We start from the raw sequence: 18,757 nt of genomic DNA, 5'->3' as shown, positions 1-18,757 counted from the left end.
GATGAATCTCAAGGCAAAGCTGCAGGCCCTGCTGGCGGAGGCCGAGGAGCTGCACAAGAAGGGTGCGGAGAACCTCACAGATGACGAGGTCGCGCGCGTCCCGAAGCTGACGGAGGAGATCGCCGACGTCAAGTCGAAGATCGACGCGCAGGACGCGGCTGCCGAGGCGCTGAAGTCGGCGTTCGCCGCCGACGAGCAGCAGACCGCCGGCGAGCCCGGCGGCCGCAAGGCGCGTGCCGAGCAGCCCGGATCGGTCGGTGAGGCGTTCGTCGGCTCCGAGGCGCTCAAGGCGTTCCGCGAGCGGTACCCGCAGGGCGCTGCCAAGGGCACCCCGATCTCGATCGAGGCCCGCGACCTCGCGTCCAAGAAGTCGTCCGTGCGGGCGGTCAAGGCGCCGCTCAACACGATCGACAACGGCGACACGAGCCCGACCCGCCTGCCGGGCATCGAGGACGTCACCTACCGCAAGCCGAACACGCTGCTCGACCTCATCACGGTCGGCGTGACGAACTCGGCCTGGCTGGAGTACCGCCAGCTGATCGCGGTGACGAACAACGCCGCGATCGTGCCGGAGGCGCAGACGAACAACAACGCTGCGAACCTCAAGCCGATCTCCGACCTGCAGACCCGCACCGCCGATGCGAAGGCGCACACCTACGCCGACGGCATCGAGGCGACGCAGCAGGAGCTCAACGACGACGGCGCGCTCGCGTCGCTGATCGACGGCATCCTCGCACAGAACCTCCGCGACGAGATCGAGCGGATCATCCTCGCCGGCGACGAGGCGAACGGCGAGCCCGACGGCATCCTCAACACCACTGGCGTTCTGCAGCAGGCGTTCGCGACCGACGTCGTCACCACGGTGCGCAAGGCGAAGACCCTGCTCAGCGAGACGTCGAACACGATCCCGCAGGCGATCCTCCTCAACCCCGAGGACGACGAGGCGCTCGACCTCCTCAAGGATCTGGAAGGCCGCTACTACAGCGGCGGCCCCTTCACCGCCGGCCCGACCAACATCTGGGCGACGCCGCGCGTCACCTCGGCAGCGGTCCCGGTCGGTCAGGCGATCATGGGCAACTTCCGTGCGTTCCAGTTCCTGATCTACGAGGCGCTGTCGATCCTCGCGTTCAACCAGCACAAGGACTACGCGCAGCGCAATCTCGTGTACGTCCGCGCCGAGCTCCGCGGTCTCCAGCTGTTCCGGCAGCCCGCGAAGCTGGCGGTGCTCGACCTCACGGCAGGTGCGTGATGGGCGACATCGTGGTCAAGGACAACGTCCGCTACCGCAAGAAGGACGCCAAGCGGGCCGACGTCGTCGGCACAGTGCAGACCAAGGTGCCGGTGGCTGACACCGACGCCTGGGCCGCAGAGCAGGCCGAGGCGGCACGCGCCGCACTGCAGGCCGAGCTCGACGCAAGCCGCGCGAAGGCCGAGGCCGCCCTGGAAGCGGAGATCGCAGGGCGTCGCGCTGACCTCGAGCGTGAGCTCGAGCAGAAGCGCGCCGCGTCCGCGGACGCGCCGAAAGAGGAGGCTGCCGTGCCCGACTCTGGCGAGCCGGTCGCGGCTGAGCAGATCGACGACGACGAGCTGGCGACCAAGGTCGCGGAGCCCGACGTCAAGAAGGTCCGCGAGCCTTCGACCACCAAGAGCCGCACCAGCGGCGACAAGTAATCGAGAGGGGGCCACATGCCTGCCATCCCGCCCATCGTCGGACCGACCACGACCATCGGGCCGGCGTTCTGGCTCGCGGCCGCGCACGGGTCCGTGCGGCGGCACTGTGGCTGGCATGTGGCTCCGCTCATCGAAGAGACGCTCACGCTCGACGGCAGCGGCGGCCGGGACATCCTCCTGCCGTCGCTGCGCGTCGTCGAGGTGCTCTCCGTCACCAACGACGGCGTCGACGTCACGACGCAGGTCGACACATCACGCGCCGGCATGCTGCGACTCCCAAGCGGATGCTGGACAGATCGCTTCGGGCGCGTCACCGTCCAGCTGCGACACGGGTACGACCTCGACGAGGTTCCCGAGGTAGCAGCGATCATCGCCGGCGTCGCTAAGCGCGGCCCGAACGCCGGCCGGGTCGACGCGTCCGAGGCTGTCAACGGCTCCTCACGGGGTGGCGCGCTCGATCGCGGCGCACCCATCGCTATCCCGCTGCTCCAGCCCGAGAAGGACGCACTCGAGCCCTACCGCCTCGAGTGGGGGACACGATGACCGACGCACTCGACTGGATCGCCAGCAACGAGCCGGAGCACGCCGAGAGCTTCACTCGCCTCCGCGCCGCCGAGATCTCGGATCCGTACAACCCGGACGCGGTCGTCGAGGACTGGACGGAACCGAGCGAGCTCCCGTTGCGCGGCGCCTGGTCGTCAGCCTCTTCCGCGTACGGGACAGACCCCGTCCGTGAACAGCTCACCACGACCAAGCAGATCGCCATCTTCGACGCGGCCGCCGACGTCCGCGAGGGCAGCTCGTGACCGGGCTGCTCACGGCGATCGTCGCGGCACTGCCGATCATCATCGAGGGCGGCATCCAACTGCTCATGGCGCTGGTGATGGGTCTCATCAGCGCGCTGCCGACGCTGCTGCAGGCGGCGCTCGACCTCGTGATCGGTCTGCTCGGCGCGATCATCGAGAACCTGCCGCTGATCATCGAGGCCGGCATCCAGCTGCTGCTGTCGCTGGTCACCGGCCTGATCAACGCACTCCCGCAGCTGATCACCGCGGCGATCAACCTTGTCGTGCAGCTCGTCGTCGGGCTGCTGACGATGCTGCCGAAGCTGATCGAAGCGGGCATCCAGCTGATCGTCGCGCTGATTGTCGGTCTCTTGCAGGCGATCCCGAAGATCATCGAGATGCTGCCGCAGATCATCGAGGCGATCTGGAATGGTCTCGCCAACGTCGACTGGCTCGGCCTTGGCGCGCAGATCATCCAGGGCATCATCGATGGCTTCTTCAGCATGGTCGGCGCCGTCGGCAACGCGATCGGCTCCGTGCTCGGCGGCATCCTCGACTTCTTCCCGCACTCGCCCGCCAAGCGTGGACCTCTGTCCTCGCCCGGCTGGCGGCAGCTGAAGGAGTCGGGCAAGGCCACCATGGCCCAGTTCATCGACGGGGCCCACGCAGAGGCGCCCGCGTTCGGTGAGTCGCTCGCGGAGGCGGCTGCGGCCGCGTCAACGCGTGCTCGGGCCGCGATGGCGACCGTGAGCGCGACTGTGGCCACTGCGGCGGCGACGTCGTCGACGCGCTCGACGAGCGGTGCGGCCGCCGACGGTGACGTACCAGCGGCGCCGATCCAGGTCGTGCACAACGGGGACAACTACGCGTACGACCCGACCGACCTCGCACGGCAGCAGCGCGAGCAGCTCGGCCGCGCACTCGACGTCCTGCCGTTCACCTAGGAGGTCACATGCCGATCGTGTTCGCCGCACCCCTCGCGGCCCCGAGCGGATCGAGCGGCTTCCAGTCGCTGTTCATGAGCTGGACCGGCTTCGACGGCTCCGTGTGGGATCTCTCCGATCCCCGCGGAGCCGTCCCCGGCATGGGCCCGGGCGTGAAGGGCCTGCACATGCCCGCGATGACGGTCTACAAGTCCGAGACCCCGCTCGTTCCCGGGGTCGACCTGATGGGCTACCGGATCGGGGAGCGTTCGGTGTACTGGCCGCTGGTGTTCGCGGCGAAGAACGTCGACGACTGGGAGGCGAAGTACGCCGGGTTCTTCGATTCGGTGCACCCGATCCGACCCGGGATCTGGACCGTCGGCGCGGGCGACAAGGCGCGCACCCTTCCACTCACCGGCCAGTTCGCGGGGGACTACGCGTTCACCCGTGACCCGTTCGGTACCGGACGCGCGCTCATAGGCGTCGAGCTCACCGCACCGCGGCCGCTTTGGCGCGGCAAGCCGATCCGCAAGACGTTCTACGCCGAAGCCGACGTCGACTTCATCCCAGACGAGCCCGGCGACGACTACTACCCGACGCCGATCGCCACGTTCGCGAAGGCCGAGATCGACAACCCCGGCAACGAGCCGGCCTACCTCACGTGGATCGTGAACGGCCCGCAGGATACCGGCCTCGAGCTCGGCGTCGACGGCGCCGTCATCGAGGTGCCGTTCCCCGTCGCCGACGGCTCGGTGCTGAAGATCGACACCGACCCAGCCGGCCAGTTCGCCACCCTCGACGAGGTGGACGTGACCAGCACACTCGGATTCCAGATCTTCGGCCCCGTGCCCTCGCGCGGCACATCCCCGCTGACCATCACGACGTCCGGCACCGGCTCAGTGACCGCCGAGCTCGTGCCGCTGCACTGGCGGGCGTTCTGATGCGCGAGCACCGGATCGAAGTCGAACTGCAGACCGCCGGCCGCTCTTTCATCACCAAGATCGCGCCCGACGAGACCACCTGCACCCTCCGCTACAACGCACCGTCGACGGCGTACCTGACGGTGAAGGACTCGCACCCGGCCGTGCCTGAGCTGCTCGCTGACGGCGTCCGCGCCGCCGTGTGGATGGTCACCGTCGAGGACAACGCGCCCGTGCAGACCACACGTCTCCTCGAGGGTGTCGTCGGCGACCTGTCGGGCGAGGGCCCCTACGGCACCGTGACGATCCCGGTGATCGACGACTTCGCGTGGTTCTCGCAGATCCTCGGATGGCAGAACCCCGGCGCCGCGATCACCGCCCAGGTCGACGAATACGCGCGCTACTCGGGACCGTCTGAGACGCGCGCGCTCGCGGCGATCGCGGCCAATGCGACCCGCCTCGGGCTGCCGTGGACTATCGCCGCCAGCGCCGGGCGCGGCACTTCAGGGACGACCGAGCTGCGGATGCACCCGCTCGCCGACCGCATCCTCCCTGCGCTCACCGCCGACCGGCTGCAGCTGACCATCGAACGCAACGCCAGCACGGACCTGTGGGAGGTCGCGGTGCGCGCCGGTACGGCGTACACGCGGCCGCTCACGCCGCAGTCCGGCGTGCTCGCGGGCTGGAAGTGGCGGCGCGCACGCCCGACGATGACCCGGGCGGTCATCGGCGGCGCAGGCCAGGGCGAGGAACGCGAGTTCGCCCTCGTCATCAATCCCACCCGCGAGACCGCGCTGCAGCGCATCATCGAAGGCTTCGACGACTCCCGGATGGCTGAGGCCGGCGCGAACCTCGTCCCGTACGGACAGGCCACGCTCGCCGACGCCGCCGCGAAGGCCGGGGTGGAGGCGACGCTCCGTGAGACGTCGTGGTTCCGGTTCCCCACCGCCTACGGCATCGGCACGAAGGTGACCATTCAAGCCGGCGCGATGACTGCCGAAGACGTGATCAGCGAGATCGGCATCACTCACACCGCCGACGCCGGATTCGTCGTCGTCCCGAAGGTCGGGCTCGCTGTCGACGACCCGCAAGTGCGGCTGACCGAGTTCGTCGGATCGCTGGCGACCTCCGTCCGCAACCTCGAAAGAAGGTAACCATGACGATCACGTCCGTCGGCTACGAGCGCGCCATCAACTACGCCGAGCTCGGCCGGATGCTCGCACACGCAGGCGCCGAGTACTCGGTGTTCGGTCAGGATGCGTTCGCGTGCGGCGTCGGCGTCGGCACTCGCGAGATTATTGTGCAGCCCGGCGAGGCGTACGGCCACGGCATCCTCGACACCTCCGACGCCGCCGTGACGCTCACCGGTGCCACGGTCGCGACGGGGAACCGGTGGGATCTCGTCGCGCTGCGCCGCAACTGGGTGACCGGCGACACCTCGCTGGTGCTCATCCAGGGAGGGGCGACGCGGGCGCTGCCGACGCGCGAGACCGGGCCGGGGGACCAGGATGACCAGCCGCTGTTCCTGGCGCGCTTCGCAGCCGGTCAGGCCGCCGTGCAGGATCTCGTCGACGTCCGCTGCTGGGCAGGCTCGGGCGGCGGGCTCGTGGCCCGTGACCTGCTCGTGCGCGACTATCTCTCGCGGATTGGATCGCGCGTGCGCATCCAGGGCGTCGCGTGGATCCTTGCCTATGACGGCGCATCGCCGGCCTGGGCGCCGGACTCGGTATACGTCGGCACGACGGCGCCTCCGTACGCCGACAACCTCGTCTGGGCGAAGGTGCCGTAATGGCCTACGCCGAGGGGCAGCTCAACGGTGCCCGCGACTATCGCGTCGGCATCGACGTCTGGTACTCAGGCGTGCAGGACTGGGCTGCGAACAGATCGCGCTTCGACTGGAACGTCCGACTCCGCGACCAGGCCAACTGGGGCTCGTTCACCAACGCCACGTGCGAATGGTGGACGTCAATCGGCGGCGTCCCCTACTACGGCACGTTCACGATCCCGAGCCCGATCGGCTTCGAACGGATCATCGCGTCGGGCTCGACGTGGCACGACCACGACGGGTCAGGTTATCGGCCGGGGTTCGCCAGCAACGCGTACATGAAGGTCCCGCACTCCAACATCGGAGAAGGCGGATCCGGGGACGCGTGGGTCGATGCTCCGCGCATCCCCAAGCGGCCGTCGCCTCCCGGCACGCCGACGTTCTCTGAGGTCACTCCGACATCGGTCCGAGTCGCGTGGGGCGGTTCTGGTGACAACGGCGGTGCGGGGATCGACGGTTACCTGTTGCGGTTCTGGCCGAACGCCGCTGGCACCGGGCCGTACATCGACCACTCGATCCAGAACAACACGTCGCGGGTCGTGACCGGCCTCACGCCGGGCGGCGCATACCGGTTTCGCGTGTACGCCCACAACGGCTCGGTCGACAACGGCGGATTCTCCAACCCCTCCGCGGACGGGCTGATCACCCTCCCGGCGGGGTTCTACGTCGGCAAGGGGAACGCCTTCCCGCCAGCCCCGACGACGGTTGGCCGCGGCAACGCGTTCATCATCCCCGAGATGCGCATCGGCAAGGGCGGATCGTTCGTCCAGCTCGGATAACGCAAGTCCAATGCAACACCCAAAGCGAGCCTCGGCAACGTGCCGGGGCTCTCGTCGTGAAAGGACCCGAAACACCATGACCACCAAGGCACTCAAGAACCACCCGGGCATGTGGCTCCGGGCGGACGCCGCCGACGCGATCAACGCGCTCGAGGACAAGTATGGCGTCATCAAGATCAACCGCGCCGGCGTCACCGAGGCGCAGCAGCAGGAGATCATCGACAAGTGGGACCGCGGCGAGCGGGCCGGCCTGTATGCCCCCGCACGCCCCGCCAGCTCGTCGAACCACGTCAAGAGCGGCGGCATCGCGGTCGACGTGTACAACTACACCTCGGACCGCGCAAAGCTCAAGGAGTTCGGCTTCGAGTGGTACGGCGCCACCGATCCGGTGCACTACACGTTCGCCGGTCGCGGCGACACGAGCGTCGGACGCGTGACCGTCAACCGCTCGGTCGAGGACATCCAGCGCAAGGTCGGCGCCGCCGTCGACGGCAAGTACGGCCCGGAGACCACGGCCAAGGTCAAGGCAGCGCAGGCGGGCGCCGGCCTCGTCGCGGACGGCATCTGGGGTCCGAACACCGACGCCGTGTTCTTCCCGCCCGCACGCCCCAGCTCGAAGTCTGCAGGCGAGCTCACGTACGCCGACATCCAGGTCGCACTCAACCGCCACGGCTACGGCCTCGCGGTCGACAACCGGTGGGGTCCGAAGTCCAGCGCCGCACTCGCGGACTTCCAGTCGAAGAACGGGCTGACGGTCGACCGCCTCGTCGGCCCTCTGACCTGGGACAAGCTCAACCGATGAGCGGGCCGCACCATGCTGGCCCGCGCCGCCGCACGACGTGGTGGCGCGGGCCCTGGCCCCCCACGATCCTCATCCTCGCGGGCACCGGAGTGCTCGTGTGGGAGCTGTCGTGGGCGATCCCGCTGCTGAACGGAGGGTGACGGTGGATAGGTTCCCGGTGCCCGCGGACCGTCGACGCCGGTTCGAGGCGATCATCCGCATCATCGACCTGGTCGTCTACGCCGCGGTCTTCGTCGGCGGCGTGTACGCGCTCGTCGGCACGCCAGCGACGGTCGTCGACGAACTCGAGTCCGCCCCATGGCTCATCGTCGTGTGGGCGTTCCTCCTGCTCGCTGGCGGCGGCGTGGGATTCGTCGGCCGACTGATGCGCCGATGGATGGTCGAGGTACCCGCGACCGTGCTCGCGGCGTTCGGGATCCTGATCTACTTCGTCGTCCTCGGCCGGTTCGCGTTCGCATCCATCACGTCCTCGGTCGCCGTCGCACTCGTGCTCGTCGCCATGGGTCTCATGGTCCGGCGGTGGGCTGAGCTGCAGATCTTTGCCACCGACCCCGATCACAGCGATTTCCGGTCACGCATGGCCGAGGCCCTACGGAGGAAGACGCCGAACTTCGTCCAACGTCACGAGTGATCCAGGAGCAACCACTGTGGAACTGAACTGGATCGCAGTCCTCGTGGCGGTGCTCGGCGCCGGAGGCATCGGCGCCGCAATCCGAGAGATCGCATCCGTCGTGTCGTTGGCACGAAAGGGCGTCTCCGGCAAGGAAGACAAGCGCCGCGTCGACATCATCGCGCAGCGCGACCACGCACTCACCCTGCAGGCCGAAGCCGAAGCGGGGGAGCGCGCCGCGGATGCCCGCGCCGACCGGGAGCGGGAGCGCCGCATCGCGTGGCAGGAGCACGCGGCGTTCCTCCGTTACCAGCTGCTCTCGCTGGGTGTCGAGCCCGGCCGGCATCCGTCGATCGAGGACACCGAGAACCCAACGACCTGAGGAGGTCATCATGAAGCTGTCTCTGCGCGCCAAGCTGGCGCTCTCCAACCTCGCCAACCCTGTCTGGTGGAAGGACGCCGCCAAGCGTGCGCTCTACTCGGCGGTCGCGATCGCTCTCCCGTACCTCGCGGCGACGCAGCTCGTGGCCGAGGTATCGTGGCTCACCGTGGTCTCCGCCGGCGCGGTCGGCGCTGTTGCGTCGCTCGCGACGTCGCTCGCCGGTCTGCCCGAGGTCGACGGCGTCGATCTGCCGTGGTGGCTCGCCGCTGTCGAGCGCGTGGTGAAGACGTTCGCTCAGGCTCTCGCTGCTGGTCTGCTGGGCGCGGTTCTCCTGACCGACGTCGACTGGGGCGTGGTCCTGCAGGCATCCGCTATGGCCGCTCTCGTCTCGCTCGTTCGCCTGATCCTCGCGACGCTGCCCGCTGACCCGACCCGCGTCGTTCCCGCGCAGGTGATTGTCGTCAACGAGTCGCCGCTCCTTGACCCCGCTTCATCGACCCACGCCGAGTACCAGGGCGCCATCGAGGAGGACCCGCGCTGATGGTTCAGGACAAGTTCGACATCTCGCTCGCGTACAACCCGAACGTCGCGCCCGACGAGGATCGACTCGTCCGCTCAGCCACCTTCCAGGTGTTCGCCGTCGACGACCTGTCATTCACGACGCCGCTCGCTGTGTTCGAGCCGGCATCCGGCGCGGCGATCGCACCGCTCACGTCGAACGCCGACGGCGTGCTCCCGCAGTTCGCCGTCGCGGGCAACCCTCCCGAGGTGAACATCAAGTCGGGAACGTTCATCACCCGAGTTCAGTCACGCTTTGGCGTTCTCACGGAGGCCGGATTCGATGCGGCGGCGGTTGCTGCTGCCGTGTCTTCGGTGGAAGCTGCGGAAGCTGCTCGCGACGCGGCCCTGGCCGCTCAGGCGGCGGTAGAGGCCATCCCGATTACCGCCGATGGCATGATGGCTGCGATCGCGGGATCCGTCTTCGGGGTGGTCCCAATCGAGCAGTTCGTGAACGCGGGGGAGACCCTCGTCACCGACGGGTCGGGAAGCGGCAACAACACGACCATCTGGCAGCGCGCCGTCGACCAGTGCAACGCGTGGTTCATCGCCGACGGCAAGCCGCGAAAGATCCAGGTGAAGCCAGGGTCGGTGATGCGGTTCGTGCGCCAGGGCTTCGAGCCGCTCTCCGGCGCGCCATACGGGCTCCGCTGGAAGTCGGGCGTTGGCATCGCGTCGAACGGCGATCCCACCAGCGTCACATTCGTGGCGCCCACCAACGCGACGATGTTCCACGCGGCGAAGAGCTTCGGGAGCATCGAGCACGTCTACGTGGATGCGCACACGGTGGACGGATCGCAGCAGAGCAACGCGACCTACACGACGATGATGAAGGCCTGGTTCATCCAGGACCTCAACCACGCGCGGTTCCGCGACATCCTGATCAAGGAAACGTGGGCGACCGGTTTCGGCTGCGACTTCCTGCGCGACACCGTCGTGACCGGCGTCGCACGCGGCTGCGGACGCGGGCTCATTGAACTCGCCGTCGATCCGCTCACGACGTCGGGCGGATCGGGATTCGGAATCGGGACGGGCCTGTTCGAGGTCGAGGACTACGTGCTCGATGTCTCGGCATTCGACTGCGGCTTCCACGGCGTGTTCACCGAAACGCAGGAGCTGTACAAGGTGGCCGGCGACATCACCTGGCACTTCTCGAAGGGCTCCCGGATCCGCGCGTACGTCGAGGGCAACTTCGTTGGCTTCCGCGACTGCGGCTCTGACGGGCTCACGGCCGACATCATCGCCGTCAACAACACGTACGCGGGTGTCCTGCACGATCGCACCGTGCTCGCCCCTTCTGCGGGCAGGAACGGTCGCCTCCGCGGCGAGCTGTCGGGCAACGGGACGGGACTGCTGATCGGTCTCGCGACGGCGGGCGCCTACGCGTTCGATGTGCAGGCGCACCACAACGTCGGCGACGGCATCGCCACCAAGTCCGGCGGCGGGTTCGCTCCACACACCGCCATCCGCGGCGCGTCGTACGACAACGGCGGTCGCGGGATCGAGATCGGGCTTCCCTCGACGGACCTCCTCGTCGACGTCCGCACATGGGACAACACCGAAGAGGGTCTCGCGCTTCTGGGGACCAGCCTCGCGGCGACTGGCATCCAGATCAGCGGTGACTACCGCGGTGACGGTGCGGTCGTTGAACAGGCGATCACCGGTTCGTACCGCATCGATGCCCGTGGCTTGTCGGCCACGGCGCCGTGGGGTCTCGCCGTCACTCCCTCGGGGTCGACGAGTCTGGTCGCGGCGTGGGAAGAGCCGTTGATCGCCGACGACATCACCGATTACACGGTGCAATACCGCCTGGTCGGTGACAGCGTGTGGACCACCTTCGCGCACGCGGCGTCGACCGCCACGACGCAAACCCTCACGGCGCTGAACGCTGGCGACCAATACGAGGTGCGCGTTGCCGCGGTGAGCCCGGCCGGCACCTCGGCGTGGGCTGCGGCATTCGGCTGGACCGGTGCGCTGCTAATGGGCGACACCTTCAACCGTGCCGATGCGACCGGTGGACTCGGGACGATGGACTCCGGTTGCTCGCCGGTCGCATACGCCGGTGGCGTGTCGTGGTCGATCTCGAACAACCGTGCGTTCTCTACGGCGACGGGCACGGCGTCGATCGCCGCGTTCAACACAGGGGTGGTCGCGCGGACGATCGAGGCGACGCTCACGAACTACCTCGCCGGTTCGACGGTGGGCGTGCTATTGCGCGGCACCACTTCTTCGAGCAACGTCGGGGTGGTCCGGTCCTCGGGCGGCTTCTGGCAAATCGTCAAGGTGGTGTCGGGCACCACGACGGCACTGCTCGTATCGACTATCCCGGTCAGCTCGGGCGACACCGTCAAGGTGGTCTGCCTGGCCGGCGGTGTGTACCGGATGTTCGTCAACGGCCAGTTCGTCGGGTCGGTCACGGATTCGCATCTCGCGACGGACACCAACGCGGCGCTGCGCGCCGTCACGCCGAACTCGTTCGACGATCTACACGTCTACGCGTGACCCCTTCGAGACTCCCTCGGGCTCACCTTCGGGTGCGCCCGAGGGAGTTTCGTCGTTAACCGCGGTGTTGGTGGTCTCACCTGCGTGTCCGAGCTTCTTGCGCAGCTTCCCGAATGGGCGCTCCACGAGGACGAGCATCGCCCATGAGAGCAGCACGGTGGCGGCGATACCGATGACGGATCGGAGCAGCAGCGGGCCGGGCAGGTATTCCTCGGCGAGCATCAGTGCTGGCCGGTGGATCAGATACACCGAGTACGAGATCACGCCGACCCACATGATCGGGCGCCAGTTCATCACCCGGCCGATCACCGACCGGGGCGCCATGATCAACGGGATGAACACCCCGGCCAGGGCGACCGCCTGCACGGTGTAGCCCACGGTCATCCCGATCGAATCCGGCATGCGGGTGACCAGATAGAACACCGCGACCGACGCGAGGAGGATCGGCGTCAGCATCCACGGGCGCCGCGGCGACTTGATCTCGCCGTACATCGGGTTCGCGATGATCGCGAGAATGGAGCCCCACAGGATCGCGTCAGCGCGGGTGTCGGTGGCGAGGTAGATGCGGTCGTATCCGGCATCGTGGGCGAACAGCCAGACCCGCCACCCCATGATCGCCACACAGATCGCGGCGAGCACGCCGGCCTGCCACCACCGGCTCGGGAGCCACCTGCGCAGGGCAATGTAGATCAGCGGGAACAGCAGGTAGTAGTGCTCCTCGACCGCCAGCGACCAAAGCGCGTTCATCCCGGCGGGGAGCCCTTCGCGGCCCTCGAAGATGATGAAGTAGTTCGCCCAGAACCCGTAGGAGGCCAGCGCACCCCACCCGGTCATCGCGTTCGCGAGCACCCCGGCCAGCGAGAGCACGACCATGATCGTCACGACGATGTATAGCGGCGGGAAGATGCGGAACAGCCGGCGCAGGTAGAAGTCTTTGATCGACACCCGGTTCGTCTTGTCGAACTCTCGGCGCAGCAGGGTCGTGATCAGGTAGCCGCTGAGGAAGAAGAAGATCGTCACACCCGCGGATTCGCGGATGAACTGGTACGGCAGCTGTGCGTGCCCCCAGACCACGAGCAGGATCGCGACGAACCGGAGCCCGTCGAGCGACGGGATTACGAAACCACGACCGGCTGCTGTTCCTCCACTTGGCACGCACCTCACGGTACCGATCGCGTGTTTCCGCGTGGTGAACGTCGTGTCCCCTCTTCGGGGGACAAGCTCACCTATCGAACGCACATAGCTGAACGCCCCTCGGGCTCGACTCCATCACGGAGCCGGGTTCGAGGGGGCGTTTCGTCGTTCACGACCACGACCTGTAACAAGCTCATAACCTGAAGGGAATGGAACCGGACAGCAGGTCTGTGGAAAGGTGAGATTGGCCTTCTGCTGACACTCTGCCCGGTCTCCCCAGTACCAAATGGGCCGTGCGCTCCGTCCCCAAGCGGGCGCACACCGTCGCAGTTGGCCCGGTCCCCCTCGAGCCTGATAGCACGTCCGGGCTCGAGGGGGCCGCCGCTGGAGCGCCCGTGCAGAGGCCGGCCGTTCTTCCCCAGTCCCCAGTGCGGCCAATGATGTAAGTGGACCCCAAGTCCCATCACTGGCCGCCGTCTCAACCTAGCTGTCCACCTTGTAGCGGACAAGGGTCACGTCGTCAGGCTTCACGACGGGTCACCGCGTTGCGCCACACGACGGTGTCGATCGCCCCGCCGGGCCCGTCCCATGCGACGACGACCACGCGATCGTTCCAGCCCTTCGCGAACGCCGCGATCCGTTCGGCGGGACGGTCGGGCCAGGACACCCACGCCCACACCGCCGGCGCCGATCGGCCTGTCGGCACCCACTCGAGCTCGTGCGGCCCGTACGCGGCCGCCGGCAGTGTGATCGGGCGGGCTGGTGCTTCCGCGATGCGCTTGTCGTTGAGGGCGTCGTAGTGCGCCTCGTAGCGACGGTTCTTCGTCAAGGGTGGCCGGGATCCTTCCTCCGGCCGAGAGTTAGAAAGGCTACGTGCTCACCACCGACATCACGGATGCGTCGGGGGTGCGACATGCAACAATCATCCGGTGCCCGTGTATCCCTCGAAGAAGGCTGGCGAGATGCTCGCGCTGCTCTTCGGGCTTGGGTATGCGATCAAACGACAGAATGGCTCGCACCGGCACCTAGAGTGTGTGGGCCGGGGCCGTATCTTGTTCTCGTATCATGAGGGTGCGACGATACCTCCAGGTGTTGTCAGGAAGATCCTGCGTGACGCGGGCCTGTCCGAGACCGAGGCGGCCGCTCTCTTAGGCCTGAAGGGGTGACCATGCGGAAGTTGTTCGTGAGCTACCACCACGAAGACGAGTCGTGGTGGGCGGAGTCAGACGATCTCGACGGCTTCACCGCCGTCGGGTCGACTCTCGAGGAGACACGTACTCTCGTGCGCGACGGCGTTGACTTCTACCTTGAAGGCGAGACAGTGCAGCTCGTCGAGCGTACCGATGAAGGCATGGCCCTGAACGTTGCCTCTGCCGTTGAAGTGCATGCCGTCGGTTGGTGGACGGCGTTTGCAACGCAGGCGAGCGGTGTCGCCTCGGGGCACGGTGGGGTTGGCGTTTCTGTGTCGTCGGGACCTGTCCCGGTTGCCGCATGAGTGAAGTCTCACAGCACGCTTCACTGTCCTTGATCCTGGCGGATTTCGCCATGATGGACGCGACCGGCAAGCTCAGCGTGGTCGGCGGTGGCGTCGCAATGCTCGGCTTTCAGCCGGAACAGGGTCTCACCACGCGCATCTCGCTGGTGGCTATTGTGGACGTCCCTAGCGCCTATCTCCCTGCAGAGTGTGCGATCGAGGTCATGCTTGAGCAGCACGGAGAGCTCGTGCAGCTCCCAGGCCCTGCTGGGCCGCAGGCGCTGCGCATCGGTCAAGCAACCACGATCGAGAAGCCGCAACTACCCGGGCCGGTATCGGTGCGTGATCAGTTGAGTTCTCGCCACATCGTGGTTTTGGACTTCGGTACTGGATTGCCGCTTGCCCCCGGGGGTGTCTACAACTGGGTTTTGCAGATCGATGGTGATGAAGCCAACCGGCTGCGGTATCCGTTCGCGGTCGCCGCGGGGGCAATACCTCCCGTTATCGGCTAGCGGTACGACCCCTCGCGCGAACCCTCGTCCGGAGTCGGTGTCTGCCGGTACGGTTCTCGCATGGGGAATCTGGGGGATTCGTTCCTGCCCGCGTTCTGGCAGGGCATCGGGATCATGGTGGGCGGGATTTGGCAGGGGATGCTCGAGAACCCTTGGCTATTCGCCTTACTCGCGTTTGTCATCGTCGCCGGGCTCTATCTGGAGTTCGCTCCGCGTCGGCGACGCCGCCGCTCCCGGTAGCTCCACGCGCTCGGCGTCGCCGTCCCACCAGCTGATCTCGTGCGGGTATGCCGCGAACGCCCGCACCGTCCTCCTCCGGCTGGATGCCATGCTGCTCGCAGTACTCACCGAACGACATGGCGGCCACGACCAGAGGCTACGCCGACGCCAGCGATAGTCTCAGCCCGTGAGCGACGACCTCGACTTCTCCCAGTTCCCGCAGACCCTCGATCTGCTGTCCGTCCATATCCCTGTGCAGCAGCAGTACGTCGTCCGCAACCACCGTGTGTTCCTCACCTCGGTGGAGTTCTGGAACCTCCGGACCACGTTCCGGCTCACGTGGCCGCTCGTCGAAGACGACCCGTATGGCAGGCTCGGCGCGGGCGCCGGAGACCAAATGGAGGGTCCTCGCGCCCTCGGCTCCGACGGTCACGACTACGGTTGCTACTCGTTCTCACGCGGAGGCGATGGCATCGTCGCCGACGCCACGTTCAACACCCGCGAACCGATGCCCCTGCTCGACTGGGTCGAGCTGCGGATGATCGACGACGTCATCCGCGCGCAGCTGCGCTAGACCGGGTCGCCGTCCTGATGTGGTCCGCCGGGGATGCCTGGCGGTTGAAGGGCGCCTGGTCAACCGCGATCCTCAAGAAGGAGTTGCCCTCCCAGCCCCAACGTGGGAGGGCAGCCGCCGGCTCTGGGCCGGCTATCCCCAGTCAGCTCTGATGGTGACTCATCACGGATGCGTCGAGTTCGATGTCCTCGGTCGGTGGAGCCCACGTCAGCGGCTGGAGCGCCACGTCGGCGTTCCAGCGGACCTCGCCGCCAGTGAGCAGCACCGCACGTACCGTGATCCCGCTCTCGTCGACGGTCGCGTGCAGATTCCCGGCGCGGGCTCGGATCGCGACGATGCGGCCTGAGTGCCCATCGGGCGTTTCGACTTGTTGTACTGGTTGCAGCACGAAAGTCCCCTCCTGTGTTCGACGATGGCGACACCAAGCCTGCGCCGGTACCCCGTTGACGACGGAGCGGTGACGTACTAGTGGGTCAGAGCCGACGTCGGCGGGTCTCGGCGCGAGTGGCCAGCTGCAGCTCGATGAGTAGCTCTTCGCTGCCGTCGGGTGCTGTCGCGAAGTCGCGAAGGATCACCCGGCCGACCAGGCCGCGGCTCCGCAATGTGACGATCTCTCCGGTGGCCGGAACGACGTCGGTCTCCTCGCGGAGCAGCACCCCGCGACCGTGAGTCCAGTAGCAAACCTGCAATTGTCTCAGCCCCCGCGGATGCTCGGGCCGTCAAATTCCGGTGGCTGCTCCTGTTGTTGCACGATCGGCACCAGCAGGTGCCCGCACGCCGGGCATTCCCAGCCGCCGGGGATGTCACGCATCAGCACGCCGCACTCCTCGCATCGAGGCTGAGCGCCATCGTCATCTGTCATCTTCACGCGTTCCTCCCTCGGCGCCCGGGCTGTTGAGGGCGGTCCTGACAGCGGACTGCCCGACGCCGAGGATCTGCGCGATGCGGGGGATCGTACGGCCTGCCCGTTGTAGCTCGACAGCCATCGCGACGCCGGTTGCATCGAGTGCGCGCGGTCGCCCTCGGCGCCCGCCGTAGTCTGCGGTCCTCGCGGCCGATGAGTGGACACGGTGCTGAAAGTCGACCAGCGCGCTGAGCATCGCCGTGACTGCATCAGCGTCGGTCTCGACCGCGGGAGCCACGGGACATTGCAGACGAATGCCGCGTTGGCGGAGCTCGAGCAGCACCCGCACCAGGCCAGGTAGGCGGGTGTCCAGCCGCTCCAGAGACGTCACGATCAGGACGTCGCCGGGGGAGAGATCGGCGATCGCCATAGTCCGGTGAACCCGTGAACGGTGCGAGACTTCGGCCGTCACCTTCGACGCGCCGAGCTCGCCGAGCGCCTCGACGTCGGCCGCGGTGTCATCGCCTGAGAACAGCGGCCGCGTGTAACCACGCGTCTCCATGGCGGTCAGGCTACCTCGATGTCGGAACCACCATGCAGAGTTATCCACCGTGGCAACTGGGGATAGCACCACCGTGGAGCAGGACGACGTCTGGCGACGAAACAGTGACAATGTCGAGGTGTACGTCGAGCTGGTTTTCGACTCGTGGGAGCAGGGGCAAGGACGCCTTGTGTCGTGGGGGCAGGTCGACTCCCACCACGAGAACATCTGCACGGAGGCGTGGTTCCTCCGTCACTACACGCTGCAGGATCGGGTTCGGTGAGAGGACCTGAGCCGCTCGACTTCGAGCGCGCCTGGCCGCGCCACTCGCACGCGAAGGAGAACGCGATCCGCGACCGCGGGCTGACGCCGGCGAGGTACTACCAGCTCCTGCACCGCACGGCCGCGTCGATCCAGGGCCAGGCGCACGACGCCATGACGGCGCACCTCATCCTGCGACGGCGAGGGTCCGTAGTTCGTCGATGACGTGACCGAGCGCCGCGAGGTCCATGCCGAGCAGCAGGTGTAATCGCACGACGAGCTCACACGTCACTGGCTCCGACGCCGTCACCACGACATCGGGTCGCCCGATGCGCAGGGCTGCTGCGTTGATGCTGTCGATATTCAGGACGATCGTCGTCACCGGTCTGCTCTCCACCTACCCCGCGTCCGCCCGCCACTCGAGCCGGATCGCGTCCCCAGGAAAGGCCACTCCCACGAGGAGACTAGTTCAAATGAACTAGTCCGAGCGTCCCGATGTCACCAACGTTGCGGCACCTATACCTTCAGGCCGTGAACTGGGGGAATGCGTCGCTGTCGCGCTTGATCGCTGAAGCGCTCGACCGCGCGTTCCTCGAGTCCGGCATGACGCAGGAGCAGGTGGGCGAGGCATCGGGGATCTCCCAGTCGCAGGTGTCGAAGTACCTTCGCGGTGTGCGCGTTCCTGACGTCGACCAGCTCGACGCGCTCTGCGATGCGCTCGGTCTCGACATCGCAGCCGTGGTCGCGACAGCGAAGAGGCAGCGGCGCACTCGGTAGCGATCCGCTGTTTACTCGGGGTTTTGAGCGGGAAACAGCGGTATATCGCGGAACCTCGCGCGCTGCCGATCGACCAATTCCGCCCAGGTCCGGGTAGGTTTCGGTAAGATGCGGAATCGCGCATCCCACAAACGGGGGTTACGGGTTCAAGTCCCGTAGTCGGCTCCACGCACCGGCAGCAGGCAAGATGGATCGGGTGACCGCATCCCGCCCGCCCGTCTGGATCGGCCTCGGCGGCGCCGCGCTCATCGGCATCCTCACCGCGGTGCAGGCCCGCATCAACGGCCAGCTCGGCGTCCGCATCGGCGACGGGTTCGTCGCGGCCGTGATCTCGTTCGGCTCCGGCCTGATCGTGCTCCTCGTGCTCTCGGCGGCGCTGCCGCAGGGGCGCAGAGGGTTGGCCGCGCTGGTCACCGGCGTTCGCGGACGCCGCATTCCCATCTGGATGCTGTGCGGCGGCGTGGCCGGCGCGCTCTCGGTCGCGACCCAGTCGCTCGCGGTCGGCATCATCGGCGTCGCGCTGTTCACGGTCGGGGTGGTCGCCGGGCAGACGGTGAGCGGTCTGCTGCTGGACCGTGCGGGCGTAGGTCCCGCCGGCATCGTGGCGGTGACGCCGGCGCGACTCGTGGGCGGCGCCCTCGCGATGCTCGCGGCGGGCGTGTCG

Annotated in this window: 31 protein-coding genes; 24 read left to right on the top strand and 7 right to left on the bottom strand. The window is 67.5% G+C overall.

Features of this window, described 5'->3' with window-relative positions; genetic code table 11:
- Position 1: 1 nt before the first annotated feature.
- The 15 genes from VIP82_RS20765 to VIP82_RS20695 all read left to right on the top strand — a co-directional run bounded on the left by VIP82_RS20765 (position 2) and on the right by VIP82_RS20695 (position 11,757).
- A complete protein-coding gene (locus VIP82_RS20765; RefSeq protein WP_331912153.1) occupies positions 2-1,249 on the top strand; it encodes a phage major capsid protein in 1,248 nt (415 codons plus the stop codon).
- Positions 1,249-1,671 (top strand): hypothetical protein, encoded by a 423-nt coding sequence (locus tag VIP82_RS20760; RefSeq protein WP_331912151.1) that lies wholly within the window; start codon positions 1,249-1,251, stop codon positions 1,669-1,671. Before VIP82_RS20765 ends, VIP82_RS20760 begins: the two co-directional genes overlap by 1 nt.
- 15 nt (positions 1,672-1,686) lie before the next feature.
- On the top strand, positions 1,687-2,214 hold the full coding sequence (locus VIP82_RS20755) for a hypothetical protein (RefSeq protein ID WP_331912149.1): 528 nt from the start codon (positions 1,687-1,689) through the stop codon (positions 2,212-2,214).
- Positions 2,211-2,477, top strand: a complete 267-nt coding sequence (locus VIP82_RS20750; RefSeq protein WP_331912147.1) for a hypothetical protein — start codon at positions 2,211-2,213, stop codon at positions 2,475-2,477. The genes VIP82_RS20755 and VIP82_RS20750 overlap by 4 nt, the downstream gene beginning before the upstream one ends.
- On the top strand, positions 2,474-3,400 hold the full coding sequence (locus VIP82_RS20745; RefSeq protein ID WP_331912145.1) for a phage tail protein: 927 nt from the start codon (positions 2,474-2,476) through the stop codon (positions 3,398-3,400). The genes VIP82_RS20750 and VIP82_RS20745 overlap by 4 nt, the downstream gene beginning before the upstream one ends.
- A gap of 8 nt (positions 3,401-3,408) precedes the next feature.
- Positions 3,409-4,320 carry a phage tail family protein gene (locus VIP82_RS20740; RefSeq protein WP_331912143.1) on the top strand — a complete coding sequence of 304 codons (912 nt, stop codon included), beginning with the start codon at positions 3,409-3,411 and terminating at the stop codon, positions 4,318-4,320.
- Positions 4,320-5,453 carry a Gp37-like protein gene (locus VIP82_RS20735; RefSeq protein WP_331912141.1) on the top strand — a complete coding sequence of 378 codons (1,134 nt, stop codon included), beginning with the start codon at positions 4,320-4,322 and terminating at the stop codon, positions 5,451-5,453. Before VIP82_RS20740 ends, VIP82_RS20735 begins: the two co-directional genes overlap by 1 nt.
- 2 nt (positions 5,454-5,455) lie before the next feature.
- On the top strand, positions 5,456-6,088 hold the full coding sequence (locus tag VIP82_RS20730; RefSeq protein WP_331912139.1) for a hypothetical protein: 633 nt from the start codon (positions 5,456-5,458) through the stop codon (positions 6,086-6,088).
- Positions 6,088-6,903, top strand: a complete 816-nt coding sequence (locus VIP82_RS20725) for a fibronectin type III domain-containing protein (RefSeq protein ID WP_331912137.1) — start codon at positions 6,088-6,090, stop codon at positions 6,901-6,903. The genes VIP82_RS20730 and VIP82_RS20725 overlap by 1 nt, the downstream gene beginning before the upstream one ends.
- 76 nt (positions 6,904-6,979) lie before the next feature.
- Positions 6,980-7,705 (top strand): peptidoglycan-binding domain-containing protein, encoded by a 726-nt coding sequence (locus VIP82_RS20720; protein ID WP_331912135.1) that lies wholly within the window; start codon positions 6,980-6,982, stop codon positions 7,703-7,705.
- Positions 7,702-7,845, top strand: a complete 144-nt coding sequence (locus tag VIP82_RS20715) for a hypothetical protein (protein ID WP_331912133.1) — start codon at positions 7,702-7,704, stop codon at positions 7,843-7,845. The genes VIP82_RS20720 and VIP82_RS20715 overlap by 4 nt, the downstream gene beginning before the upstream one ends.
- 17 nt (positions 7,846-7,862) lie before the next feature.
- Positions 7,863-8,336, top strand: coding sequence for a hypothetical protein (locus tag VIP82_RS20710; RefSeq protein WP_331912131.1), 474 nt, complete (start codon positions 7,863-7,865; stop codon positions 8,334-8,336).
- A 16-nt stretch (positions 8,337-8,352) separates the two neighbouring features.
- A complete protein-coding gene (locus VIP82_RS20705; RefSeq protein ID WP_331912129.1) occupies positions 8,353-8,697 on the top strand; it encodes a hypothetical protein in 345 nt (114 codons plus the stop codon).
- Between the two features lie 10 nt (positions 8,698-8,707).
- A complete protein-coding gene (locus VIP82_RS20700; RefSeq protein WP_331912127.1) occupies positions 8,708-9,238 on the top strand; it encodes a holin in 531 nt (176 codons plus the stop codon).
- A complete protein-coding gene (locus VIP82_RS20695; protein ID WP_331912125.1) occupies positions 9,238-11,757 on the top strand; it encodes a fibronectin type III domain-containing protein in 2,520 nt (839 codons plus the stop codon). Before VIP82_RS20700 ends, VIP82_RS20695 begins: the two co-directional genes overlap by 1 nt.
- Here VIP82_RS20695 and VIP82_RS20690 read toward each other — a convergent pair.
- Both VIP82_RS20690 and VIP82_RS20685 read right to left on the bottom strand, forming a co-directional pair.
- Positions 11,740-12,912, bottom strand: coding sequence for an acyltransferase family protein (locus VIP82_RS20690; RefSeq protein ID WP_331912123.1), 1,173 nt, complete (start codon positions 12,910-12,912; stop codon positions 11,740-11,742). The genes VIP82_RS20695 and VIP82_RS20690 overlap by 18 nt on opposite strands.
- Before the next feature lie 499 nt (positions 12,913-13,411).
- Entirely contained in the window at positions 13,412-13,720 is a 309-nt protein-coding gene (locus VIP82_RS20685; protein ID WP_331912121.1) for a hypothetical protein, read from the bottom strand.
- Positions 13,721-13,820: 100 nt separating this feature from the next.
- On the opposite strand from VIP82_RS20685, the gene VIP82_RS20680 reads away from it, so the two are divergent.
- The 5 genes from VIP82_RS20680 (at position 13,821) to VIP82_RS20660 (ending at position 15,670) form a co-directional block, all read left to right on the top strand.
- Positions 13,821-14,057, top strand: a complete 237-nt coding sequence (locus tag VIP82_RS20680) for a type II toxin-antitoxin system HicA family toxin (protein ID WP_331912119.1) — start codon at positions 13,821-13,823, stop codon at positions 14,055-14,057.
- 2 nt (positions 14,058-14,059) lie between these two features.
- On the top strand, positions 14,060-14,386 hold the full coding sequence (locus VIP82_RS20675; protein WP_331912117.1) for a type II toxin-antitoxin system HicB family antitoxin: 327 nt from the start codon (positions 14,060-14,062) through the stop codon (positions 14,384-14,386).
- Positions 14,383-14,877 (top strand): hypothetical protein, encoded by a 495-nt coding sequence (locus VIP82_RS20670; protein WP_331912115.1) that lies wholly within the window; start codon positions 14,383-14,385, stop codon positions 14,875-14,877. The genes VIP82_RS20675 and VIP82_RS20670 overlap by 4 nt, the downstream gene beginning before the upstream one ends.
- Before the next feature lie 60 nt (positions 14,878-14,937).
- Positions 14,938-15,117 carry a hypothetical protein gene (locus VIP82_RS20665; RefSeq protein ID WP_331912113.1) on the top strand — a complete coding sequence of 60 codons (180 nt, stop codon included), beginning with the start codon at positions 14,938-14,940 and terminating at the stop codon, positions 15,115-15,117.
- A gap of 166 nt (positions 15,118-15,283) precedes the next feature.
- A complete protein-coding gene (locus VIP82_RS20660; protein WP_331912111.1) occupies positions 15,284-15,670 on the top strand; it encodes a hypothetical protein in 387 nt (128 codons plus the stop codon).
- A 142-nt stretch (positions 15,671-15,812) separates the two neighbouring features.
- Here the strand turns inward: VIP82_RS20660 and VIP82_RS20655 are convergent, their stop codons facing one another.
- The 4 genes from VIP82_RS20655 to VIP82_RS20640 form a co-directional block, all read right to left on the bottom strand.
- Positions 15,813-16,058: a hypothetical protein gene (locus VIP82_RS20655; RefSeq protein ID WP_331912109.1), complete on the bottom strand. Its 246-nt coding sequence runs from the start codon at positions 16,056-16,058 to the stop codon at positions 15,813-15,815.
- A gap of 85 nt (positions 16,059-16,143) precedes the next feature.
- Complete coding sequence (locus tag VIP82_RS20650) at positions 16,144-16,326, bottom strand: hypothetical protein (protein ID WP_331912107.1); 183 nt, start codon at positions 16,324-16,326, stop codon at positions 16,144-16,146.
- 38 nt (positions 16,327-16,364) lie between these two features.
- Positions 16,365-16,487: a hypothetical protein gene (locus VIP82_RS20645; protein WP_331912105.1), complete on the bottom strand. Its 123-nt coding sequence runs from the start codon at positions 16,485-16,487 to the stop codon at positions 16,365-16,367.
- Positions 16,488-16,521: 34 nt separating this feature from the next.
- The gene (locus VIP82_RS20640) at positions 16,522-17,076 is read right to left on the bottom strand and encodes a recombinase family protein (RefSeq protein WP_331912103.1); all 555 of its coding nucleotides are present in this window, start codon (positions 17,074-17,076) and stop codon (positions 16,522-16,524) included.
- A 49-nt stretch (positions 17,077-17,125) separates the two neighbouring features.
- Between VIP82_RS20640 and VIP82_RS20635 the strand changes: the two genes are divergently transcribed.
- Positions 17,126-17,338 carry a hypothetical protein gene (locus VIP82_RS20635; RefSeq protein WP_331912101.1) on the top strand — a complete coding sequence of 71 codons (213 nt, stop codon included), beginning with the start codon at positions 17,126-17,128 and terminating at the stop codon, positions 17,336-17,338.
- A complete protein-coding gene (locus VIP82_RS20630; protein WP_331912099.1) occupies positions 17,335-17,541 on the top strand; it encodes a DUF3263 domain-containing protein in 207 nt (68 codons plus the stop codon). Before VIP82_RS20635 ends, VIP82_RS20630 begins: the two co-directional genes overlap by 4 nt.
- Here VIP82_RS20630 and VIP82_RS20625 read toward each other — a convergent pair.
- Positions 17,504-17,698, bottom strand: coding sequence for a hypothetical protein (locus tag VIP82_RS20625; protein ID WP_331912097.1), 195 nt, complete (start codon positions 17,696-17,698; stop codon positions 17,504-17,506). The two genes, VIP82_RS20630 and VIP82_RS20625, sit on opposite strands and share 38 nt — an antisense overlap.
- Before the next feature lie 149 nt (positions 17,699-17,847).
- Here VIP82_RS20625 and VIP82_RS20620 point away from each other — a divergent pair, with 149 nt between their 5' ends.
- The gene (locus VIP82_RS20620; protein ID WP_331912095.1) at positions 17,848-18,093 is read left to right on the top strand and encodes a helix-turn-helix domain-containing protein; all 246 of its coding nucleotides are present in this window, start codon (positions 17,848-17,850) and stop codon (positions 18,091-18,093) included.
- Between the two features lie 187 nt (positions 18,094-18,280).
- Positions 18,281-18,757: DMT family transporter (locus VIP82_RS20615; RefSeq protein ID WP_331912093.1), on the top strand; the 477-nt coding region annotated here is incomplete at its 3' end.

The sequence above is a fragment of the Microbacterium sp. genome (genome assembly GCF_036566905.1).
GTDB lineage: Bacteria > Actinomycetota > Actinomycetes > Actinomycetales > Microbacteriaceae > Microbacterium.
Note: the sequence above shows the minus strand (reverse complement) of the source record. Positions and strands in the feature narration are given on the sequence as shown.

What these genes read in the sequence shown, in the direction of transcription:
- VIP82_RS20765 (WP_331912153.1), top strand. Translation starts at nt 2, where the DNA reads ATGAATCTCAAGGCAAAGCTGCAGGCCCTGCTGGCGGAGGCCGAGGAG.
- VIP82_RS20760 (WP_331912151.1), top strand. Translation starts at nt 1,249, where the DNA reads ATGGGCGACATCGTGGTCAAGGACAACGTCCGCTACCGCAAGAAGGAC.
- VIP82_RS20755 (WP_331912149.1), top strand. Translation starts at nt 1,687, where the DNA reads ATGCCTGCCATCCCGCCCATCGTCGGACCGACCACGACCATCGGGCCG.
- VIP82_RS20750 (WP_331912147.1), top strand. Translation starts at nt 2,211, where the DNA reads ATGACCGACGCACTCGACTGGATCGCCAGCAACGAGCCGGAGCACGCC.
- VIP82_RS20740 (WP_331912143.1), top strand. Translation starts at nt 3,409, where the DNA reads ATGCCGATCGTGTTCGCCGCACCCCTCGCGGCCCCGAGCGGATCGAGC.
- VIP82_RS20735 (WP_331912141.1), top strand. Translation starts at nt 4,320, where the DNA reads ATGCGCGAGCACCGGATCGAAGTCGAACTGCAGACCGCCGGCCGCTCT.
- VIP82_RS20730 (WP_331912139.1), top strand. Translation starts at nt 5,456, where the DNA reads ATGACGATCACGTCCGTCGGCTACGAGCGCGCCATCAACTACGCCGAG.
- VIP82_RS20725 (WP_331912137.1), top strand. Translation starts at nt 6,088, where the DNA reads ATGGCCTACGCCGAGGGGCAGCTCAACGGTGCCCGCGACTATCGCGTC.
- VIP82_RS20720 (WP_331912135.1), top strand. Translation starts at nt 6,980, where the DNA reads ATGACCACCAAGGCACTCAAGAACCACCCGGGCATGTGGCTCCGGGCG.
- VIP82_RS20715 (WP_331912133.1), top strand. Translation starts at nt 7,702, where the DNA reads ATGAGCGGGCCGCACCATGCTGGCCCGCGCCGCCGCACGACGTGGTGG.
- VIP82_RS20700 (WP_331912127.1), top strand. Translation starts at nt 8,708, where the DNA reads ATGAAGCTGTCTCTGCGCGCCAAGCTGGCGCTCTCCAACCTCGCCAAC.
- VIP82_RS20695 (WP_331912125.1), top strand. Translation starts at nt 9,238, where the DNA reads ATGGTTCAGGACAAGTTCGACATCTCGCTCGCGTACAACCCGAACGTC.
- VIP82_RS20675 (WP_331912117.1), top strand. Translation starts at nt 14,060, where the DNA reads ATGCGGAAGTTGTTCGTGAGCTACCACCACGAAGACGAGTCGTGGTGG.
- VIP82_RS20670 (WP_331912115.1), top strand. Translation starts at nt 14,383, where the DNA reads ATGAGTGAAGTCTCACAGCACGCTTCACTGTCCTTGATCCTGGCGGAT.
- VIP82_RS20665 (WP_331912113.1), top strand. Translation starts at nt 14,938, where the DNA reads ATGGGGAATCTGGGGGATTCGTTCCTGCCCGCGTTCTGGCAGGGCATC.
- VIP82_RS20640 (WP_331912103.1), bottom strand. Translation starts at nt 17,076, where the DNA reads ATGGAGACGCGTGGTTACACGCGGCCGCTGTTCTCAGGCGATGACACC.